This is a genomic window from Streptomyces tamarix (assembly GCF_032423885.1).
Classification (GTDB): Bacteria; Actinomycetota; Actinomycetes; order Streptomycetales; family Streptomycetaceae; genus Streptomyces; species Streptomyces tamarix.
This window is the reverse complement of sequence record NZ_JAWCTQ010000040.1, coordinates 17,661-38,921: the sequence shown is the minus strand read 5'-3', so window position 1 is coordinate 38,921 and position 21,261 is coordinate 17,661. Positions and strand designations below refer to the sequence as shown.

The following is a 21,261-nucleotide window of genomic DNA, read 5'->3' as shown; positions in this document are numbered from 1 at the left end:
CCGGGGGCCCCGACGCGCCGGAAGCACCCGCTTACCGCCGCGGTGGGGTCTCCAAACCCAGTTCCTCGTTGAGCGCCGTCAGGAACCGCAGCGCCACGTGGAGCTCCTCCGGCGTGAACCGCCCGGTGGCGGCCTCCGCCGCCGTCGCCAGGGGCCGGAAGAAGGCGCGCGCGGCGGCCTGCGCCCCGGGCTCGTAGTGCAGGTGGACCACCCGCCGGTCGGTGCTCTCGCGGGACCGGCGGATGTGACCGGCGCGCTCCAGCCGGTCCACGCAGGCGGTCACCGCCCCCGAGGTCAGCCCCAGGTGCTCGCGCAGCCGCCCCGGCGTCATGGGCCCGTCGGCGTCGAGGATCGCGGCCAGCGCCTGCACGTCCGTCGGGTGCAGGCCCTGGCTCGCCGCGAAGCCGTGCACCAGCCGGTTCACCTCGCCGTTCATCCGGCGGAGCTGCACGGCGAACGCCTGGAGGTCCGCCGGGGGCTGCCGCTCACCCCGCGTCCCCTCGCCCGTTCCGTCGTCGTCCCTGGTCACCACCTGGTCAGCCTATAGAAACCCCGCCTCCCGCATCCGAAGGCACCGGACGGGCGGAAACCGTCCGGGCGGTCCACGGTGGGAGCAGCACCCCGAGCGACGGAGGCACCCATGACGGACCGCAGCGCCCCGTCCCCGGCCACGGACCGGCCCGGACCGGCCCCCGCGACCGCGCCGCTCTGCCTGGTCACCGGCGCCACCGGCTACGTCGGTGGCCGCCTCGTCCCCGAACTCCTCGACGCCGGGTACCGCGTGCGCTGCCTCGCCCGCACCCCCGGCAAGCTCCGCGACCACCCCTGGGCGGACCGCGTCGACATCGTCCGCGGCGACGTCACCGACGAGGCGTCGGTGCGCGACGCGATGCGCGGCGCCGACATCGCGTACTACCTCGTGCACGCCCTCGGCACCGGCCCCGGCTTCGAGGACACCGACCGCGAGGCCGCCGCCGTCTTCGCCCGCCGGGCCCGCGCCGCCGGCGTGCGCCGCCTCGTCTACCTCGGCGGCCTCACCCCCGCCGGCGTGCCCGAGCGGCACCTCTCCCCGCACCTGCGCTCCCGCGCCGAGGTCGGCCGCGTCCTGTCGGACTCCGGCGTCCCCACCACCGTGCTGCGCGCCGCCGTCATCCTCGGCTCCGGCTCCGCGTCCTTCGAGATGCTCCGCTACCTCACCGAACGCCTGCCCCTCATGGTCACCCCGCGCTGGCTGCGCACCCGCATCCAGCCGATCGCCATCCGCGACGTGCTGCGCTACCTCGTCGGGAGCGCCGGGATGCCGCCCGACGTCAGCCGCTCCTTCGACATCGGCGGCCCCGACGTGCTCACCTACCGCGAGCTGATGGCGCGCTACGCCGCCGTCGCCGGACTGCCCCGGCGGCTCGTCCTGCCCGTGCCGCTGCTCACGCCGCGCCTGTCCAGCCTGTGGATCGGACTCGTCACGCCCGTACCGGCGTCCATCGCCCGGCCCCTCGCCGACTCGCTGCGCCACGAGGTGGTCTGCCGCGAGCACGACATCGCCCGCCACGTCCCCGACCCGCCCGGCGCCCCCCTCGGCTGCGACGAGGCCCTCGCGCTCGCCCTGCGCCGCGTCCGCGAGGCCCGCGTCACCACCCGCTGGTCGTCCGCCTCCGTGCCCGGCGCGCCCAGCGACCCCCTGCCGACCGACCCCGACTGGGCCGGCGGCAGCCTCTACACCGACGAGCGGGAACGGCTCGTCGACGCCCCGCCCGAGCAGTTGTGGCGGGTCATCGAGGGCGTCGGCGGCGACAACGGCTGGTACTCCCTCCCCCTCGCCTGGGCGGCGCGCGGATGGCTCGACCGGCTCGTCGGCGGAGTCGGGCTGCGCCGCGGCCGGCGCGACGCCGCGCGGCTCCGCGCCGGCGACTCCCTGGACTTCTGGCGGGTCGAGGAGATCCAGCACGGCCGGCTGCTGCGGCTGCGCGCCGAGATGCGCCTGCCCGGCCTCGCCTGGCTGGAGATGTACGCCGACCGCGACGAACGGGGCCGCACCCGCTACCGGCAGCGTGCCCTGTTCCACCCGCACGGGCTGCTCGGCCACGCGTACTGGTGGGGTGTCGCCCCGTTCCACGCCGCCGTGTTCGGCGGCATGGCCCGCAACATCACCGGGGCCGCCGAGAAGGCCGCCGCCGGCGCCGGCTCCGGCTCCGGGGCGGCGCGGTGACCACGGCCGCCCCGCCCGCCGCCCGCCTTCGGCCGCACGGCCGCCCGCCGCCGCGGGGACGCCCCGCGCGCACGGCGCGGCCGTCTCGCCGTCCACCCGTGACGGGGCCCCACCCGCTCGCCGCGCGGCGGGCAGGCGGCGCGCCGGACGGCCGGCGCCACGCCGGACGCGTCACCGGGGCCGTACGCGAGCCGCGGAGGCCGCCCCGCCCGTGACCGGGCCCGCGCCGCCCGCCCGCTGTGGGCCCCGGCCCGCCTCCGGGCGACCCGCGGGGCCGCCCGGGCGGGGCCGCCGAAGGCGGTGCGCCGGGAGCGGGCGGGCCGTCAGCCCGCGCGGTGGCCGCGCCGTAGCTGCCACACGAAGTACGGCGTGCCGATCAGCGCCGCCAGCAGCCCCGACGGGATCTCCGCGGGCGCGATGGCCGTACGGCCCACCGTGTCCGCGGCGATCATCAGCGCCGCGCCCAGCAGCGCCGACACCGGCAGCAGCCGGTGCGCCCGCGAACCGACCAGCATCCGCGCCGCGTGCGGCGCGACCAGGCCGACGAACGCCACCGTCCCCACGACGGCGACCGCGCACGCCGCCAGCGCCACCGCGAGGACCAGCACCGCCAGCCGGGTCCGCTCCAGCGGCAGCCCCAGCGTGCGCGGCGTGTCCTCGCCCAGCGCCAGCAGGTCCAGCCGCCGGAACGACAGCACCAGCAGCGGCACGCCCACCAGCACCGCCGCCGCCAGCACGGACAGGTCGGTCGTGTCCCGCGCGTACGTCGAGCCCGACAGCCACGTCAGCGCCTGCGCGACCTGGAAACGCGCCCCCACCACCAGGTAGTTGGTCGCCGCGGTGGTCAGCGCGAACGTGCCGATGCCGACCAGCACCAGCCGCTCCGGCGCCACCGACCCCTTCCGCAGCGACAGGCCGTACGTCAGCGCGAACGCCGCCGTACCGCCCAGCAGCGCCGCGACCGGCAGCATCGCGTACGGCACCGAGGGCAGCGCCACCAGCACCAGCGCCGCGCCGAACCCGGCGCCGCCGCTGACGCCCATCACCGTCAGGTCCGCCAGCGGGTTGCGCGACACGGTCTGCACGATGCCGCCCGCCACCGCCAGCAGCGCCCCCGCCAGGGCCGCCACCAGCAGCCGCGGCAGCCGGTACTCCAGCACCACGCCCCGCAGCAGCTCGTCCCCGCCGCCCGCCAGCAGCCGCGGCAGCTCGGCGAACGGCACGGCGATGTCGCCCAGCGCCAGCCCGCCCGCCAGCAGCGCGGCCACCGCGGCGACCCCGCCCGCCAGTAGCGGCGGGTACGGCAGCCGGCGCCCGCGCCGGCCCGGCATCACCGTGCCGGGCGCGGCCGGCTCCGCCGGCAGCCGCCGGGCCAGCCACAGGAACAGCGGCGCGCCGAACAGCGCCGTCACCACACCGGCCGCGACCTCGTTGCCGGTCGGCGACGTCACCCGCGCCAGCAGGTCCGCCGCCAACAGCAGCGTCGCCCCCCACACGGCCGCCGCCGGCAGCAGCGCCGCGTGCCGCCGCACCCCGGCGAGCCGCACCAGGTGCGGCGCGGCCAGGCCGACGAACCCGATCGGGCCCGTCACCGCCACCGCGCACGCCGTGAGCAGCACCGACAGCACCACCGCCGTCAGCCGCACCCGGCCCACCGACACGCCGAGGCCCCGGGCCGTCTCGTCCCCGGTGCCGAGGATGTCCAGCGGCCTCGCCAGCAGCAGCCCGCCCAGCAGCCCCGCCACGAGCAGCGGCAGCACCGTCAGGGACCGGGTGCTGTCGGCCACCGCGAGCGAGCCGTGCCCCCAGAAGAACACCGCGCCGGTCTCCTCCTGGAAGAGCACCACCAGCACCGCGGTGACGCTGGACAGCGCCAGCGTCACCGACACCCCGGCCAGCACCAGGTGGGCGGGCCGCCCCCGCGACCCGCCCGCCACGGTGTGCACGAGCGCCGCCGCGAGCAGCCCCCCGGCGAACGCGACGCCGCCGCGCGGCAGGTCGCCCAGCGAGAACCCGGTGATCGCGCTGAGGGCCACCGCGAGGTACGCGCCCGCCGTCACGCCGAGCGTGTCCGGCGAGGCCAGCGGGTTGCGCACCGACGACTGGAGCAGGCAGCCCGCGACGGCCAGCGCCGCCCCGGCGACCAGCCCGGCCAGGGTGCGCGGCAGCCGCCCGCCCAGCAGCACCGACCGGGCCTCCGCGTCCCCGCCGCCGGCCAGCAGCCCCAGCAGGTCCCCGAGGCCGACGTCGCTGCGCCCGTACCCCAGGTGCGCCACGGTCACCAGCAGCAGCGCCAGCACCCCGCCGGCGACGATGGTGGCCGGGCCGGCCGGGAGGCGCAGCGCCCTCCCGGTCCGCCCCGGCACCGTGTCCGAAGGACGTGTCGCGATCCCGGTCATGAAGTGAGCGCGCTCGCGATCTCGTCGGCGACCTGCGCGGTCGAGAACGGCCCGCCGAAGAACCACGTGCCCGGGTCGAGGGCGTGGACGCGCTTGCCCTTCGCGAAGTCCAGGTTCTGCCACAGGGCGTTCTTCGGCAGCGACGTGGCGAACACGTCGTCGTCCTTCGCGGCGACGTAGACGAGGCTGGACTTCTCGACGGGCTTGAGGCCCTCGATGTCGACCTTGCTCATGCCGTACGCGTCGGCCTTGCCCTTCCAGGCGTTCCTCAGACCCAACTGCGGCAGCAGCCCGCCGGGGATGGTGGAGTCGGTGAGGACCTCCACCACGGCGGCGCCGTCCGTGGTGTAGCCGCGGGCGACGGTCACCTCGGCCCGGTCCCTGTTCGCCGTCGCCAGCTTCTGCCGGGCGGCGGCGATCTTCTCGTCGAGCTCCTTCAACGCCGTGTCGGCCGCCTCCGGCTTGCCGACGGCGGTGCCGATCTTCCTCAGCGTGGCCCGCATCTCCCCGTACTCGCTCTCCGTCGAGTACGGGTCGAACATCAGCGTCGGCGCGATCTTGTTCAGCTGTTCGTAGTTGGCCTCCGAACGCACCTTGGAGGTGATGATCAGGTCGGGCTTCAGCGCCTTGATCGTCTCCAGGCTGGGCGCCTGCCGGGTCCCGACGTCCTTGACGTCCGCGCCGAACCGGGGGCCGCCGGTGACCCACTGGTCGTACCCCTTCACGTCGGCCACACCGGCCGGGGACACCCCGAGGGCCAGCAGGTCCTCGGCGTACGTCCACTCCAGGGCGACGACCTTCCGGGCGGGCTGCTTCAGCGTGGTGGAGCCCTTCAGGTGGGAGACGGTGACCCCGCCCCCCTGGCCGGCGCCGCCGTTCCCCTCCTTCGGGGATCCGCCGCCCGCCTCCTCGGCGGCGGAGCCGCAGCCGACGGCGGTGACGGCGAGCGCCGCGGCGGCGAGGAGCGCGGTGAGGGCGGTGCGGGCCCGTGGTGCAGTGCGCATGGGCGATGGTTCCTTTGCTCGATCGGGTGGTGCGAACGGTGGTGCCGTGGTGCTCAGGTGGCCGCTGCCGGCGACGGCTCGCGCCACGTCGGCAGACAGGTCGGCACACCCGTGTGGGGGTCGAGGGTGACGGTCGTGTCGATCTGGAAGGCGGTGCGGACGGTCTCCTCCGTCAGCGCCTGCGCGGGCGTGCCGGACGCGACGATCCGGCCCCCGGCCAGCACGACCATCGCGTCGGAGAACGCGGCGGCCTGGTTCAGGTCGTGCAGCACCACCGCCACGGTGATGCCGTGCTCGTCCGCCAGCCGCCGCACGAGCCGCAGCACCTCGATCTGGTAGCGGATGTCGAGGTACGTCGTCGGCTCGTCGAGCAGCAGCAGACCGGTCCGCTGGGCCAGCGCCATCGCGATCCACGCCCGCTGCCGCTCGCCCCCGGACAGCCGGTCCAGGGTGCGGTCGGCCAGCGGCCGCAGGTTCGTGGCGTCCAGCGCCCAACTGATCGCCTCCCGGTCCTCGTCGTCGTCGCCGCGCGCGAGCAGCCCCTGGTGGGGGTGGCGGCCGTACGCGATCAGCTCCTCGACGGTCACCCCGGCGGGCACGATCGGGGACTGCGTCAGGAAGCTGAGCTTCCGGGCCAGTTCCCGCGGCCGGTACTCCGCCAGGTCGCGGCCGTCGAGCACGATCCGGCCCGCGTCCGGGGTGTGCAGCCGGGCCAGCGCCCGCAGCAGCGTGGACTTGCCGGAGCCGTTCGGGCCGACGAGCGCCGTGACCTCGCCGGGCGCCAGGGCGACGCCGATGCCGCGGGCGACGGGCTCGCCCCCGTGGCCGAGGGTGAGCTCCCGCGCGCTGATCTCGATGCTCATGACAGCGGGTTGGGGACGGTGCCGTTCGGGCGCAGCGCGTGCCGCAGCGCCCGGTCGACGTAGCGGGTGACGACGAGCCGGTCGGTGTTGAACGGGTAGCGTGGGAACTCGTCCGCGAGCATGTCGTACTCGGCGTACCGGTCCTTCCGGTCCGGGAACCGCTTCTGGTACGACACGACCGCCTGCCGCACCAGCCGCCAGAACCGCTCCTCCGGGACGCCCAACTGCTCGGCGACGAGCGGCGCCAGGTACCGGAAGTGGCCCAGCAGCAACTGGTCGACGACGTGCTGGCGGATGACGACCGGGTTCTTCCGGGGCAGCACGTGGTCGTAGCCGTCCGGCTCCGGGCCGCGCTCCGGGACCGGGGTGTGCGACACGGACACGTCGTCGACGAAGTCCTTCAGGAACAGCCGCCGCGGCACGTCGTCGGCGTCGTACCCGATGAGCGTGTTCTGGCCGTGCGGGTTGAAGGTGATGCCGTACGTGTACATCACGTGCAGCACCGGGTGCATCACCGTCTCGAACAGCCGCGACAGCCACTCCTCGGCGGGCAGCCCCGAGGCGCGGACCAGCTCCGCCGCGAACGACGTGCCGTGCTCGTCGACGTGCAGCAGCGACGCGAACGTGCGGACCCGCTCGCCCTCGTCCTGCCGCGACGACACCGACTCCCGCCAGATGCACCCCAGCGTCTCCAGGTGCTGGTACGGCATCTCCGGCACCCGGTCCAGGTACGGGTGGCGGACCGTCACCGACGCGACCTCCCCGAGGAACACGGTGCGCAGCTCGTCGCGGAGCAGCGGGTCCTTGCCGAGCAGGCCCGTCAGCCACTGCGTGGTGAGCGGCGCGCCCTGCGTGCAGTGCGGCGGGATGCCGCGCCAGATCAGCGTGTTGACGATCTTCAGGGGGAGCTTGACGTCGTACCGGTCCCGCTCGGACACGTTCGTCATGGTCCGCACCGACTGCTGCGGCAGGTACGCGTCGGCGCTCTCGCCGAGCGGGACGATCCGCCGCTGGGCGATCTCGCCGGCGAACAGCACCTGCACGGCGTGGTCCCACTGCCACGGGTGGACGGGCATCCACACGTACGCGTCGGGGTCGCCGCCGACCGCCTCGATCCGGGCGCGGAACGCGGTGACGGTCTCCCCGTCCAACTCGTGGGCGACGACGGCCGCCTCGCTCAGCCCGGGCGTGCCCCGGAACTCGGCGAGCCCCCGGTGCACGGCGATCCACCGGAGGGCGAGCGTCTGCTGGGCCTCCGGCGCGTACGCCCGCACGTCGCCGGCGGAGAAGCCGATGCGGCCCTTGTTGGCGACGAGCGTCGGGTGGCCCGTCATGGCGCACTCCAACTCCGCGTGGCCCAGCTCGCGCAGTTCGGCCGCCGTCCGCCCGCCGTGCTCGATGCGCGCCGCGTCGACGGCGAGGGTCGCCGACAGCTCCGTGAGGTACATGCCGAGGGTGGGCGCGTCGGTGCCTATGGTGCCCGCGCAGTCGACGAGGAACTGCTGCGCGTCCCACGCGGGGGTCTCGATCTCGTTGCCGAGGAGCCCCGCCGCGCCGCGCGTCACGGAGTCCTTGGCGACCCGCCAGGAGCCGAGCGCGCCGCGCGTGGCGGAGAAGACGTACGAGACCCCGCTGTCCAGGTCGACCCGGAAACGGCCCTCCGCCTCCAGCTCCAGCGGCTTGACCAGCTCCTCGAAGGCGAACTCGGAGAGCGTCTTGGCGAGGAGCCTGCGGTTCGCCTCGCGCCACGACTCGGGGGAGACGTCGGCGAGTTCGGGGACGGGGTGGCCGTCAGTCATACGGGCGATGCCTTTCTCGTGTGGACGCCGGCTGTTCTTCCGGCCCTTACGCTGCTCCGCTTCGCGGCGCTTCATGCGGCGCTCCCTTCCTCGACGGCCCGGCCGGCGCGGACGACCGCGTCAAGCAGGCCGTCCACGTCCGTGGTGCGGGTCTGCGGGTTCAGCAGGGTGAGCTTGAGGTGGACGGCCGGGCGGCCGTCGCCGCCCGGCGCGTCGGTCCGGCCGACCAGCGCGGCGCCGGAGCGCAGCAGGCGGCGGCGGAGCGCGCCGTTGACGCGGTCGGACGCGGACGGGTCGCGGGTGACGTACCGGAAGACGACCGTCGACAGCGTCGCCCCGGCGGTCAGCTCCAGCCGCGGGTGCGCCGCCACGGCCCGCTCGGCGTGCCGGGCCAGGTCGTGGCAGGCGTCCAGCATCGCCCCCAGCCCCTCGGTGCCGAGGGCCAGGAACGTCGCCGCGACCTTCAGCGCGTCGGCGCGGCGCGTCGTCTGCAGCGACAGGCCGAGCAGCCCGTCGTATCCGGCCTCGCCGTCGTCGTCCGGGTTGAGGTACGCGACCCGCAGCCCCGTCGTCGGGGCGAAGTCCGCCGCGTCCCGGGCGAGCAGGACGCTCGCGGCGGCCGGCTGCCAGGCCGTCTTGTGCAGGTCCAGGGTGATCGTGTCGGCCTCCTCGATCCCGTCCAGCAGCGGCCGCAGCCGGTCCGAGAACAGCGCGCCGCACCCGTACGCCGCGTCCACGTGCAGCCGCACGCCGTGTTCCCGGGCGACCGCGGCGACCTCCGGCAGGGGGTCCACGGAGCCGTAGTCGGTGGTCCCGGCGGTGGCGACGACCGCGACGGGCAACTGCGCGTCCGGGTCGACCCGGCGCAGCGCCGCGTCCAGCGCCTCGGGCCGCATCCGGTGCCGCCCGTCGACGGGCACTGTCCGCACCGCGCCCTCTCCGAGCCCGAGGACGGCGCAGGCGCGGGCGACCGAGAAGTGCGCCAGCTCCGAGCAGAACACCAGCGGCTCCTGCCCGAACCCGGCCAGGCCGCCGCTGCGCACGTCCCGCAGCTTGGCCGCCGCCGCGTCGCGGGCGACGAGCAGCGCCTGGAGGTTGGACGCGCTCCCGCCGGACGTGAGGACACCGCCCGAGTCGGGCCCGTAGCCGGCGAGTGTGCAGATGCCCTTCACGAGCCGCCGCTCGATCTCGACGGCGTACGGGCCGGAGTCCCACGTGTCGACGGACGCGTTGAAGATCCCCGCCAGCACGTCGGCCGCGGCGGCCACGGCCAGCGACGGCGGCTGGAGGTGCGCGGCGGCGCGCGGGTCGGCGAGGTCCACGGTGGTCTGCGCGCAGGCCCGGGCGAGCGCCAGCACGGCGTCCGGGCCGGCCCCGGCGCGCGGGACGAGACCGTCGGGGAACTGCGCGTCGACCAGGCCGGTCAGGTCCTCCGGGCTGAGCGCGGGCAGCGGCCCCCCGCGCCCGCGCAGTCCGTCGGCGCACTCCCGGGCGATCTCGCCCACCAGCCGCCCCACCTCGGCGAGCCCGGCGGGGGCGGCGGCCAGCAGGTCGGGTTCGAGCAGCGGCGAGGCGGGGGCGGACAGGGCACTACCGGGCATCGTCATGGCAGGTCATTCCTTCTTCTTCGGCTCGTTCCGCCTCCGGGGCGCTGTGAGCGGGCGCCGGGACGGCGACCGCGCGCGGGCGCGAAGCGCTGAGCACGGTCGTCCTCCCGGCCTCCGCGCGCCCCTTCGGCGCCACGAGCGGCGCATGGGGGAGCTCTCTCGGCAGCGGCGCGTCCGGCTCCGCGGGGCGGCCCGGGGCGCGCGGGGTCCGGAGCGCGGCCCACCCGTCCGGGAGGGCGGCGGGCCGAAGCGGCACCGCGGGCACCGCAGGCGCCGCGAGCGCCAGGACGCACAGCAGGGCGCCCCCCGCGAGCAGGGGGGCCCACAGGGCCACGGCCGCCGTCCCGGTGGCGACGAGCGGCGCGAGCAGCAGCCCCGCCGTCTGCCCCACGGCGACGACGCTGTACGCCGCTCCCGACCCGCTGGCGGCGATCACCCGCTCGTCGAGGGCGACCTGGCCCAGCGCCAGCCCGGCCCCGAACACCAGCCGCGCCGCGGCCAGCCAGCCCGGCTCGGTGACCGCCGCCTGCACGGCGAGCCCCGCGGCGGCGACGAGCATCCCGTGCCGCAGCAGCCGCCCGCCCAGCCGCGCCCGCAGCCGCGCGGCGGCGGGCAGCAGCGCGAGCACGGCGACGTGCGGCAGCACGAACAGCACCGCCGCCGTGCCGGCCGACGCGCCCGCGCCGGTCACGTACTCGGTGAAGTACGGCCGCGCCGCGTACACGGCGACGGCCGTCAGCAGCACGTACCCGGCCAACCGCCACACCCCGCCGCCGGCGGCCTGAGCGGCCCCGGAGGCGTCACCGGCGTCACCGGCCGGCGCCCCGGCCCCGGGCCGCAGCACCCGCAGGCACGCCACGAGCAGCACCGCCTCCAGCAGCGCCAGCAGCGGCAGCGCCGACCGCGGATCGGGTACGGACACGACGACCCCGCCCAGCAGCGTCGCCGCGACCGACGCGGCGTGCAGCACGGCCACGTACTGGACGACACCGGGCAGCACCCCGCGCGGGTGGCTCCGGGCGAGCCCCGGATACGCCAGCAGGACGACCGCCTTCGCGGCCACGAGCAGCACGGACACCCCGGTGAACACCGCGTACGAGGGCGCGAGGACCAGCGCGGCGGCCAGCAGCACGGCCGCCGACTGCCCGGCCGTCACCAGCCGGGCCAGCGGCACGCGGCGGCTCGCCCGGCCCCACAGGGGCAGGGCGGCGACCGCCGAGACCTGGCACAGCACCAGGAAGAGCCCGGTCGCGGCCAGCGCCTCCACCCCGTACGCGGCGCGGAACAGCGCCGGGTAGAACGGGGCGAGCGCCGACTGCGTCACCATGTGCAGCCCGGCCGCCGCCAGCAGCACCGGGCGCCCGCGCGCTCCCGTCATGCCGTGCGCTCGCGGACCATGAGCGCCGCCCGCTTCCCCGGCAGGTCGATCTGCCCGACCAGCCGGAACCCGGCCCGCTCGAAGGCCCGCACGGACCGCTCGTTGCGGACGTCCGGCTCGGCGACGACGCGCTCGGCGTACGGGTCGGCGCGCAGCAACCAGTCGGAGACGGCCCGGAGTAACGCCGTGCCGAGCCCTCGGCCCCGGTACGCGGACGGGCCGAGCAACAGGTGCACGCCGGCGTCGCGGGGCCGGGCCGGGTAGTGGTGGCGCAGCGGGTCCAGGTCGGCCCGGTACACCTCCCAGTAGCTCATCGGGGTGCCGTCGACACAGCCGATGTACGGCGTGGAGTGGGCGCTGCCCACCTGCTCCCGCAGGTAGGCGGCGATCCGCTCCACGGGCTGGGCCATCTCCCAGAACGCGGCCACCTCCGGGTCGTTCATCCACGCGTGCACCAGCCCCGCGTCGACGGCCGGGTCGACCGCGCGCAGCGTGAACACGCCCTGCTCCAGCGTCGTCTCGGCGACGACGGGGCCACCGCCCGTCACTTGCGCACCTCCGCGATCGGGTTGGCGATGTCCACGTACACCGACTGGGCCTCCAGGGGGCCGGTCAGCTCGTCCATGCCGCGCACCCGCGTCAGCAGGTTCGCCTTGCAGCGCAGCGTCGGTTCGTCCCGCAGCAGCGCCGCCAGCCGCAGCCGGTCGCCGTGTTCGCCGGCGGCCCCGGCGAGGAACCGGTCGGCGCGGCGCAGCAGCCGCGCCTCGTCCGCGAGGCCCTGGGAGCCGAGCGCGCCGACGAGACCGAGCATGTTGTTGATGCCGACGTAGTAGGCGAGTCGCTCGTCGATGACCTCGTCGGCGACGTACGTGCCGAGGTCCCGGCCGATGCCCGGCACCCAGCCGTACAGGGCGTCGCTGCGGGCGGGGGAGAAGTAGTAGCCCTGGTTGTCGCGGTACCGGCCGCCGGCGGGCCAGCCGTCGTCGTCGAGGACGACGAGGGTGTTCTGCTGGTGCGCCTCCAGGCCGATCCCGTACGTGGCGTACAGCCACAGGACGGGGCCGACGACCCGCTCCGCGTAGCGGGCGAACCACTCCTCGCCGACCTCCGCGACGGGCCGGCCGGTCCGCTCGGCGAGGGCGTGCACGAGCGCCGCCAGGTGGGAGCGGCCGTCGGGCAGGTCGGGGCGGGGGGAGACGAGCCCGGCGACGCACAGTCCCTGCGGCGCCGCGTCCGCGGGGAACGGGTTGGCGCGTACGACCACGTCGAGGCCGGTGCCGTCGCCGCCGCCGGGCGCGGTGTCGACCGCGAGCCACGCCGGGTCGCGGACGATCGCGAAGTTCGGGTGCGCGGCGCGCAGGGCCCGGTCGAGCCCCGCGGTGAGGAGCCGGTCGACGGCGATGCCCCGGCGCAGCTCGGACCGCATGTTCTCGCGCCGCGAGTTGGTGATGCGCAGGCCGAGGGAGAACTTCAGCATCACGTCCGCGTCGGGCCGGTACAGCGTCCGGACGGAGGAGGTGGGCGACCAGTGGGGGCCGGCCGGGCCGAGGTCGTGCAGCAGGCCCGCGTCGAGCAGGGCCCGTACCGCGGGCCGGTGGACGGCGTCCTGCGCCTGCCACGGGTGGGCGGGGACGAGGACCGTGCCGCCGGGCCGCGCGGGGCCCTCCCCGGCGAGGTCCGCGAGCAGGTCCTCGGCGCTCCGGTCGAGCGAGGAGTCGGAGCTGACGACGGACGGGTCCGCGGCGAACCAGTGCAGCGGGAAGGAGCCGCGCGTCTCGGGGGAGTAGCGGGCGGCCTCCGCGTCGGTGAGCCCCTCGCGGCTCTTCGGCGTCGGGTGCAGCGGGTGCCCGGTGAGGAGGGCCTGCTCGGCGGCGAGGAACGGCGTCGTGCCGGCCGGGTCCCCGGGGGCGGCGGCCCGGACCCGGACGAACTCGGTGACGCGGCGCACGGAGTCGCTGACGCGCCCGGTCAGGTCGGCGACGGACTCCGGGTCGCCGTCGGCCGCCTCGACGCCGAGGAGCGCGGCGAGCACCGCGGCGGAGGCGGGGGCGCCGGACGGCAGCCGGGCGGGCCCGAAGCGGTGCCAACCGACGGACGACCAGTACAGGACGGGCGCCTCGACCGCCGTGCCGGTCGCGGGCAGCTCCAGGCGCAGCACGTCGTCGGCGGGCCGTTCCACTGCGGTCTCCCGCACCCAGCAGCGCAGCAGGTTGTCGACGGCGGACCGGTCGGCCTCCGCCGCGGGGTCCAGGGGCTGGGTCTGGCTCATGCGCACTCTTTCTGCTCGTCGTTCGCGTGGTTCTGGGGGAGGCCGAAGGTGGTGAACGCGGTGCGGCGCGGCAGCGGGTAGGCGGGCCGGCCGGTCAGCGCGTTGAGGATGACGGCGGAGCGCCAGGCGGCGAGGCCCAGGTCGGGGGTGCCGACGCCGTGGGTGTGCCGCTCGGCGTTCTGGACGAACACGGCGCCGCCGACCTTGTCGTCGAGGACGAGCCGCTGGTCGTGGTCGACGAGGGGGCGGCCCGAGCCGTCGCGGGCGATGTGCGGGCCGAGCGGTTCGAGGAGCCCGTCGACGGGCCGCTCCGCGTACCCGGTGGCGAGGACGACGGCGTCGGTGAGGAGCGTGGCCCGGGAGCCCTCCTCGCGGTGCTCGAGGGCCAGTTCCACCCGGCCGCCCCGCCGGCCGGCGGCGGTGACGGCGACGCCGGGGGTGAGGGTGACGTCCGGCCAGCCGCCGGTCAGGGCGCGCCGGTACAGCTCGTCGTGGATGTCGCCGAGGGTGTCGGCGCTGACGCCCTTGTACAGCTGCCACTGCTCCGGCAGCAGCCGGTCGCGGGCGGCCTCGGGCAGTTCGCGGAAGTAGCGGGTGTAGTCGGGCGTGAAGTGCTCCAGCCCGAGTTTGCTGTACTCCATGGGGGCGAACGCCGGGGTGCGGGCGAGCCACGCCAGCGCCTCCCGCCCCCGGGGCCGGGCCCGCAGCAGGTCGAGGAGCGCCTCGGCGCCCGACTGCCCCGCGCCGACGACGGTGACGTGCCCGGCGGCGAGCAGCCGCTCCCGGTGGGCGAGGTACTCGGCGGAGTGCAGCACCGGCACGTCCGGGTCGTCGGCGAGGGCCCGCAGCGGCGCGGGCACGTGCGGGGCGGTGCCGACGCCGAGGGCCAGGTGCCGGGCGAGGATCCGACCGGTGCCGAGGGCGGTGCCGGCCCCGTCGACGCGGGTGAACTCCACCTCGTACGCCTGTCGGTCCTCGTCCCAGCGGACGCTGTCGGCCCGGTGCCCGAAACGGCAGGACGGCAGTTGCCCGCTGACCCAGCGGCAGTAGGCGTCGTACTCGGCGCGCGGTATGTGGAACCGCTCGGCGAAGTAGAACGGGAACAGTCGCTCCTGGGTGCGGATGTAGTTGAGGAACGACCAGCGGCTCGTCGGGTCGACGAGGCTCACCAGGTCGGCGAGGAACGGCACCTGGAGCGTGGCCCCCTCGATCAGCAGGCCGGGGTGCCAGTGGAACGCGGTCCGCTGCTCCAGGAAGACGGCGTCGAGTCCGGCCACCCCGTCGGCCAGGGCGGCCAGCGACAGGTTGAACGGGCCGACGCCCACGCCGAGCAGGTCGACGGTCGTCGGTTCCTCGGCGGCTTGCTCGGTCGTCATCGGGGTCCTTCCGGTTCCTGTGCGTGCGTCGTGCGGATGCGGGCGGCGGCGTCGGCGGCCAGGTCGAGCAGACCGGCCAGGTCCTCGCCGGTGGCCCGCGGGTGGAGCAGGGTGGCCTTCAGCCACAGCCGCCGGGTGCCGTCGGCGTCCTCGGCGACGGCCCGCCCCACGACCGCCCGGCCCTCGGCGAGGAGCCGGCGGCGGACCTCCGCGACCAGCGCGTCGCCCTCGGCGGGCGGTGCCGCGTCGGCGGCGACGGGCCGGAACAGCACGGTGCTGATGCCGATCCCGCCGGGACGGCGGCGCAGCGCCGGGTGCGCGTCGACGAGCACGGCGAAGTCCCGTGCGGTGCGCACGCAGTGCTCGACGAGTGCGCCGAGCCCGCTCCGGCCGAGGGCGCGCAGCGTGGCGGCGATCTTCAGCACGTCGGGGCGGCGGGTGGTGCGCAGGGAGCGGCCGAGCAGGTCCGGCAGGCCGGCCTCGCCGTCGTCCTCGGCGTTGAGGTAGTCGGCGCGCAGGGCCAGCGGGGCGAGCAACTCGGTGTCGCGGACGGCGAGGACCCCGGCGGCGGCCGGCTGCCAGCCCAGCTTGTGCAGGTCGAGCGTGACGGAGACGGCCGACTCCAGGCCCGCGAGGAGCGGCGCGAGCCGGTCGCTGAACAGCAGCGGACCGCCGTAGGCGGCGTCCACGTGGAGTTCCGCGCCGTGCCGTGCGGCCACGGCGGCGAGCCGGGGGAGCGGGTCGACGAGCCCTTCGTCGGTGGTGCCGGCGGTGGCCACCACCAGGGCGGGCCCGGTGAGGCCGGCGAGGGCCCGGTCGACGGCCGCCGGGTCGAGCCGCCCGCCCGGGCAGTCCACGACGACGGGCTCGGGCAGGCCCAGCAGCCAGGCGGCGCGCCGCACGCTGTGGTGGGCGTTGCCGCCGCACACGACCCGCACCCCGGCGGCCCCGGCGGCGCGGGTGGCGCGGGCCCGCTCGCGGGCGAGCAGCAGGGCGACGAGGTTCGACTCGGTGCCGCCGCTGGTGATCAGCGCGTCGGGCGCGTTCCACCGGGGGTAGACGAGGGCGGCGAGGGCGGCGGTGACCTCCTGTTCCAGGACCGCGGCGGCGGGGGCCTGGTCCCAGGAGTCCATCGACGGGTTGAGGGCGGCGGCGGCCAGGTCGGCCGCGGCGGCCACCGCGAGGGGCGGGCAGTGGAGGTGGGCGGTGCACCAGGGGTCGGCGGGGTCGGCGGCGCCCTCGGCGACGGCCCGTACGACGGTGCGCAGCGCCTCCTCGGCGCCCGTGCCGTGCTCGGGGAGCACGGGGGCGCAGGCGGCCCGTAACCGCTCGGCGACCGCGTCGGGCCCGCCGCCGGGCAGCGGCCCGCCCCGGGCGGCGGCGCCCTCGGCGAGCGCGTCGAGCACCACCGAGGTCAGCTTCCCGAGGGCCAGGGGTCCCTGGGTGTCCCCGGCGACGGCGGTGTCGGCCTCTCCCGGCGCGGCGGTCGCGGCCGGAGGGGCGGGGCGGCCGGCGCCGTCCGCGCCGCGGCCGGGTATGCCGGGGTGCCCGTCGCCGCGGCTCATCGGGTGCCCTCCACGGCGGAGGCGAGGCGCTCCACGACGGAGTCGGCCTGCTCGTCGGTGAGGACCAGGGGCGGCAGCAGCCGTACGACGGTGTCGCCCCGGCCGCCCAGCTCCAGGATCAGCCCGCGCTCCACACAGGCCGCGCGGACCGCCCGGGCACGGGCGGGGTCGCCGGGCGGGACGCCGTTCCGGTCGGGGGCGCCGTCCGGGTCGACCAGCTCGACGCCGATCATCAGGCCGCGCCCGCGGACCTCGCCGACCGACGGGTCGGCGGCGGCGATCTCGCGCAGGCCGCGGCGGATCCGCTCGCCCAGCTTCAGCGCCCGCTCGGCCAGTTGTTCCTCGGCGACCGCGCGGAGGGTGATCTCCCCGGCGACCATGGCGAGGGTGTTGCCGCGGAAGGTCCCCGCGTGGTGGCCGGGGCGCCAGGTGTCGAGGTCGGGGCGGTACGCGATGAGGGCGAGCGGCAGCCCGCCGCCGACGGCCTTGGACGTGACGAGCACGTCGGGCGTGACCCCGGCGCGCTCGCAGGCCCAGTAGTGGCCGGTGCGGCCGACGCCGGTCTGCACCTCGTCGACCACGAGGACGATGCCGTGCTCCTCGGTGATCCGGCGGACCTCCCGCAGCCACCCGTCCGGGCCCTCGACGACGCCGCCCTCGCCCTGGACGACCTCCAGGATGACCGCGGCGGGCGTGCCGACCCCGCTGCTCGGGTCGGTGACCAGGCTCTCCAGCAGCCGCGCCGACAGCTTCCCGGACTCCTCGCCGTCGCCCGTCCCGAACGGGCAGCGCATCCCGTACGGGTAGGGGAGGCGGGTCACCGGGACGGCGTCCGCGCCGACCGCGCCGCTCATGCGGGACGGCCCGGACACGGCGGACGCGCCGAGCGTCATCCCGTGGTAGGCGCCGGTGAAGGCGACGATCCCGCGCCGGCCCGTCGCGTGCTGGGCCAGTTTCAGCGCCGCCTCGACGGCGTCCGTACCGGCCGGGCTGCAGAAGTGCAGCCGCGCCGTGTCCCGCAGCCCGCCGGGCAGCCGCCGGAGTAACTCCCCGCAGAACGCGTCCTTCTGAGGTGTGATCATGTCCAGGGTGTGAAGCGGCGCACCGGACGCGAGGACCGACTGGAGGGCGGCGACGGTCGCGGGGTGGTTGTGCCCCAGCGCGAGGGTGCCCGCGCCGGAGAGGCAGTCCAGGTACGTGCGCCCGTCGGCTCCGGTGACCACCGCGCCGGCGGCGTGCACGGGGGCGACGGGCAGGGTGTTCGCGTAGGTACGGGCGGAGGACTCACGTCGCTCCTGGCGCTCGAGGAGCTCGGCGCGCAGCGCACCGTTCGGCATGGCGGATGCCCTTCGGTCGTGTTGCGGAGGACGCGCACGAGGCGCGCACGCGGCAGGCGCGGTGGGGGTGCCCACCGCCGCCTACGGAAAGTTAGGTTAGCCTAACCTGCAGAAAGATCAAGGCTTTCTGGCGGCGCGTTCCGCGCGCGGAGGGCGCCAATCCGCCACCGCGCGCCCCCAGTTGTGCGCCCCTTCTCCGTGTCGTCCCTGGTGGGAGCGGCGTGTCGGCGCCCCGGCGGAACCCGGTCGGGGGGCGCCGCGCCTACTCCGGCAGCGGCAGCCGCACCGACCGCCCCGGCTCGATGGAGACCGCGGTCCCGGGCAGCTCGATGTCGATCGGCGCGACCCCCGACTCCGGCACCGCCACGTGCAGGCTCTCCGGCGTCATCCGCAGCCGCACCCCCCAGTGCCCGTGGAACCGCAGCGTGAACGCGTACTCCGACAGCTCCGGCAGCCGCACCGGGTCCAGCCGCAGCGCCCCGCCCCGCGTGTCCAGCCCCGTCAGCCCCCGCTGCACCAGGTCCAGCGTGCCCGCCATGGCGCCCAGGTGGACGCCCTCGCCGGTCGTCCCGCCGTGCAGGTCCGCGATGTCCGCCTCCAGCGCCTCCTGGCAGAACTCCCACGCCCCCGCCCGCCGCACCCGTGCCAGCACCCACCCGTGCACCAGCACGCTCAGCGTCGAGCCGTGGCTCGTGCGCCGCAGGTAGTAGTCGACGGTCCGCCACCACGTCCCGTCGTCCAGCACGTGCCCCAGCCGCCGCAGCAACCCCCGCAGTTCGGCCGGCGGGAACAGGTAGCCCAGCATCAACACGTCCGCCTGCTTGGACGCCCGGTAGCGGTTGACCGTGTCGCCCTCCGCCTCCAGGATCCGGTCCAACCGCCGGATGTCCCCGTACTTGCGCCGTAGTCCCTCCCAGTCCAGCTCGGCCAGCTCCCCGTACCCGTGGAACTGGCTGATCACCCCGTCGTGGAACGGCACGTACAGCCGGCGCGACACGTCCTCCCAGAGCGCCAGCTCGCTGTGGTGCAGCCCGATGCGCTCCTCCAGCTCCCGCCGGCGCGGCTCCGGCAGCTCCGCCATCAGGTGCAGCGCCCGCGCCAGCACCCAGGCGGCCGTCACGTTCGTGTACGCGTTGTCGTCCAGGCCCGGCCGCTTCGCCCCCGGGTACGCGTCGTGGTACTCGTCGGGCCCCATCACCCCGCGGATCCGGTACCGGCCGAGCGCCTCGTCGTACGCCGCCGAGTCCGCCCAGAACCGGGCGATCTCCAGCAGCATCTCCGCGCCCTTCGTGTGCAGGAACTCGTCGTCCCCGGTCGCCTCCCAGTACCGCCACACGTTGTACGCGATGGCCGAGCCCACGTGGTGCTGGAGGTGCGAGTGGTCCGGCAGCCAGTGCCCCGAACGCGGGTTGAGGTGCAGCCGCTGCGTCTCCTCCCGGCCGTCGCTGCCGCTCTGCCACGGGTACATCGCCCCCGCCCGGCCCGCGTCCCGCGCCGCGGACCTGGCCCGGCCCAACCGCCGGTGCCGGTAGGCCAGCAGCGCCCGCGACACCTCCGGGAAGTGCAGGTTCAGGTACGGCAGCACGAACAGCTCGTCCCAGAAAACGTGTCCCCGGTACGCCTCCCCGTGCAGCCCGCGCGCCGGCACGCCGACGTCCAGGTCCGCGGTGTGCGGCGACAGCGTCTGCAACACGTGGAACAGGTGCAGCCGCAGGATGCGGCCCGCCTTGTCCGGCACCTCCAGCTCGGCCCGCCGCCACAGCTGCTGCCACGCCGTCCGGTGCGACGCCAGCAGCTCGCCGAAGCCGCCCGCCCGCCCCACCCGGTCCACCGCCGCGTGCAGCGGGTCGGAGATCGCCGGGTCGCGCGAGGTGTGCAGCGCCACCACCTTGTCGACCACGACCGCCGCGCCCGGCAGCAGCTCCAGCCGGAACCGCTGCACCACCCGCCCGTCGCCGTGCACCACCTCGGCGTCCGCCGGCGCCGTCGTCCGCGCGGCCAGCCCGATCCGCACGTCGGACGTGGCCGTCCGGCAGCACAGCCACACCCGGCCGCCCTCCACCTCGCCCGTCTCGACGTGCGCCAGGTGCCGCGACGCCAACTGCCGGTACCGCGTCACGCCCGTGTTGGCGACCGCGCCGTCCAGGGCGGCCTCCACCTCCAGCGTCCCCGCCCAGTTCTCGGCGGTGAACTCCGTCCGCAGCGCCGCCACGTGCGGGTCACCCATGTGGACCAGCCGCAGTTGTCGCACCGCCAGCCGCCGCCCGTCGTCGTCCTCGTACCGGCTGCACCGCTCCAGGACGCCGCCGCGCAGGTCGAGGGTGAGCGCGTGGTCGGTGAGGAACTCGTGCGCCGGCGCCAGCCACGGCCCGGGCTCGGGTCCGTCGGCCACCCGGTAGCGCACGGGCAGCCAGTTCGGCAGGTTCACCATGTCCTCGTTCTCGACGCGCCGCCCCGCCACCTCCGACACGAGCCGGTCGTAGCAGCCCGCCGCGTACGTCCCCGGGTAGTGCGTCCCGTCCGCCGCGCACTCCGGGAGGGCGCCGCGCGTCGCGAAGTAGCCGTTGCCCAGGGTGCACAGCGCCTCCCGCAGCGACTCGCGCTCGGCGGCGTACCCCTCGAACCTCCACGTCCAGTCGCTCACGACGGCTGTCCCTCCCGTACGGCGAGCAGCTCCGCCAGATCCGGTACGACGAGGCCGGCGCCGTGGCGGCGCAGCGCCCCTGCCGTCCCCTCCCCGGCCGCCCGGTCGACGCCCACGACCAGGCCGAACCCGCCGCGCCGCCCCGCCTCCACCCCCGCCAGCGCGTCCTCCACCAGCGCGCACCGCCCGGCCGGCACGCCGAGCCGGCGCGCCGCCTCCAGGAACAGCGCGGGGTCCGGCTTGCCGGGCAGCCCCAGGCGGGCCGCCTCCACCCCGTCCACCAGCGCGTCGAACAGGCCGAGGACCCCGGCCCCCTCCAGCACCTCGCGGGCGTGCCGGGACGCCGACGCGGCGGCCATCGGCACCCCCGCCGCGCGCAGGGCGCGCAGCAGCCGCACCGAACCGGGGTAGGCGGCCACGGGACGGGCGCGCAGCCGCTCGGTGAAGCGGCGCTCCTTGTCGGCGGCGACGGCCTCCACGGCGGCCGGGTCCGCGCTCAGCCCGCGCGCCGCGAGGAACGCCGCGGCCCCGTCCCGCCGGGAGCGTCCGTCCACGTACCGCCGGTACTCCTCCGCCGCGTCGAACGGCCGCCGCGCCGGGGCGTCCGCGGCGCCCGGCGGCAGGCCGCCCAGGTACGCGTCGAACGCCTCCTTCCAGGCCGCCGCGTGGACCCGCGCCGAGTCGGTGAGCACCCCGTCCGTGTCGAACACGACGGCACGCGCGGACCGCAGCGCGGGAACCACCGGACCGCGGTCCGTGCCTGGGCTCATGGCGGCGTCTCCTTGGTCGTCGGCCGCCCGGGTGCCCGCAAACG

The 21,261-nt window shown here is 76.4% G+C and carries 15 protein-coding genes; 1 reads left to right on the top strand and 14 read right to left on the bottom strand.

The window, feature by feature from the left end; genetic code table 11:
* Positions 1-31: 31 nt before the first annotated feature.
* Positions 32-532: a MarR family winged helix-turn-helix transcriptional regulator gene (locus RND61_RS25405; protein ID WP_391654118.1), complete on the bottom strand. Its 501-nt coding sequence runs from the start codon at positions 530-532 to the stop codon at positions 32-34.
* A 108-nt stretch (positions 533-640) separates the two neighbouring features.
* Here RND61_RS25405 and RND61_RS25400 point away from each other — a divergent pair, with 108 nt between their 5' ends.
* Complete coding sequence (locus tag RND61_RS25400; RefSeq protein ID WP_315880416.1) at positions 641-2,206, top strand: SDR family oxidoreductase; 1,566 nt, start codon at positions 641-643, stop codon at positions 2,204-2,206.
* Positions 2,207-2,529: 323 nt separating this feature from the next.
* On the opposite strand, the gene RND61_RS25395 is transcribed toward RND61_RS25400, so the two are convergent.
* From RND61_RS25395 to RND61_RS25335, 13 genes are all read right to left on the bottom strand, one after another.
* Complete coding sequence (locus RND61_RS25395; RefSeq protein WP_315880415.1) at positions 2,530-4,605, bottom strand: iron ABC transporter permease; 2,076 nt, start codon at positions 4,603-4,605, stop codon at positions 2,530-2,532.
* Positions 4,602-5,609 (bottom strand): ABC transporter substrate-binding protein, encoded by a 1,008-nt coding sequence (locus RND61_RS25390; protein WP_315880414.1) that lies wholly within the window; start codon positions 5,607-5,609, stop codon positions 4,602-4,604. The genes RND61_RS25395 and RND61_RS25390 overlap by 4 nt, the downstream gene beginning before the upstream one ends.
* 53 nt (positions 5,610-5,662) lie before the next feature.
* Entirely contained in the window at positions 5,663-6,472 is an 810-nt protein-coding gene (locus RND61_RS25385; RefSeq protein ID WP_315880413.1) for an ABC transporter ATP-binding protein, read from the bottom strand.
* Positions 6,469-8,271 (bottom strand): IucA/IucC family protein, encoded by a 1,803-nt coding sequence (locus RND61_RS25380; protein ID WP_315880412.1) that lies wholly within the window; start codon positions 8,269-8,271, stop codon positions 6,469-6,471. Before RND61_RS25380 ends, RND61_RS25385 begins: the two co-directional genes overlap by 4 nt.
* Positions 8,272-8,342: 71 nt before the next feature.
* On the bottom strand, positions 8,343-9,878 hold the full coding sequence (locus tag RND61_RS25375) for a pyridoxal phosphate-dependent decarboxylase family protein (RefSeq protein WP_315880411.1): 1,536 nt from the start codon (positions 9,876-9,878) through the stop codon (positions 8,343-8,345).
* Complete coding sequence (locus RND61_RS25370) at positions 9,862-11,256, bottom strand: hypothetical protein (RefSeq protein ID WP_315880410.1); 1,395 nt, start codon at positions 11,254-11,256, stop codon at positions 9,862-9,864. Before RND61_RS25370 ends, RND61_RS25375 begins: the two co-directional genes overlap by 17 nt.
* The gene (locus RND61_RS25365) at positions 11,253-11,804 is read right to left on the bottom strand and encodes a GNAT family N-acetyltransferase (RefSeq protein ID WP_391654114.1); all 552 of its coding nucleotides are present in this window, start codon (positions 11,802-11,804) and stop codon (positions 11,253-11,255) included. The genes RND61_RS25370 and RND61_RS25365 overlap by 4 nt, the downstream gene beginning before the upstream one ends.
* The gene (locus RND61_RS25360; RefSeq protein ID WP_315880409.1) at positions 11,801-13,525 is read right to left on the bottom strand and encodes an IucA/IucC family protein; all 1,725 of its coding nucleotides are present in this window, start codon (positions 13,523-13,525) and stop codon (positions 11,801-11,803) included. The genes RND61_RS25365 and RND61_RS25360 overlap by 4 nt, the downstream gene beginning before the upstream one ends.
* Positions 13,522-14,901, bottom strand: a complete 1,380-nt coding sequence (locus RND61_RS25355) for a lysine N(6)-hydroxylase/L-ornithine N(5)-oxygenase family protein (protein WP_315880408.1) — start codon at positions 14,899-14,901, stop codon at positions 13,522-13,524. The genes RND61_RS25360 and RND61_RS25355 overlap by 4 nt, the downstream gene beginning before the upstream one ends.
* Positions 14,898-16,466, bottom strand: coding sequence for a pyridoxal phosphate-dependent decarboxylase family protein (locus RND61_RS25350; RefSeq protein ID WP_315880407.1), 1,569 nt, complete (start codon positions 16,464-16,466; stop codon positions 14,898-14,900). The genes RND61_RS25355 and RND61_RS25350 overlap by 4 nt, the downstream gene beginning before the upstream one ends.
* Positions 16,463-17,803, bottom strand: coding sequence for a diaminobutyrate--2-oxoglutarate transaminase family protein (locus tag RND61_RS25345; protein WP_315880406.1), 1,341 nt, complete (start codon positions 17,801-17,803; stop codon positions 16,463-16,465). The genes RND61_RS25350 and RND61_RS25345 overlap by 4 nt, the downstream gene beginning before the upstream one ends.
* A 262-nt stretch (positions 17,804-18,065) precedes the next feature.
* Positions 18,066-20,447, bottom strand: a complete 2,382-nt coding sequence (locus RND61_RS25340) for a glycoside hydrolase family 65 protein (protein ID WP_315880405.1) — start codon at positions 20,445-20,447, stop codon at positions 18,066-18,068.
* Positions 20,444-21,217: an HAD family hydrolase gene (locus RND61_RS25335; protein WP_315880404.1), complete on the bottom strand. Its 774-nt coding sequence runs from the start codon at positions 21,215-21,217 to the stop codon at positions 20,444-20,446. Before RND61_RS25335 ends, RND61_RS25340 begins: the two co-directional genes overlap by 4 nt.
* Positions 21,218-21,261 lie beyond the last annotated feature (44 nt).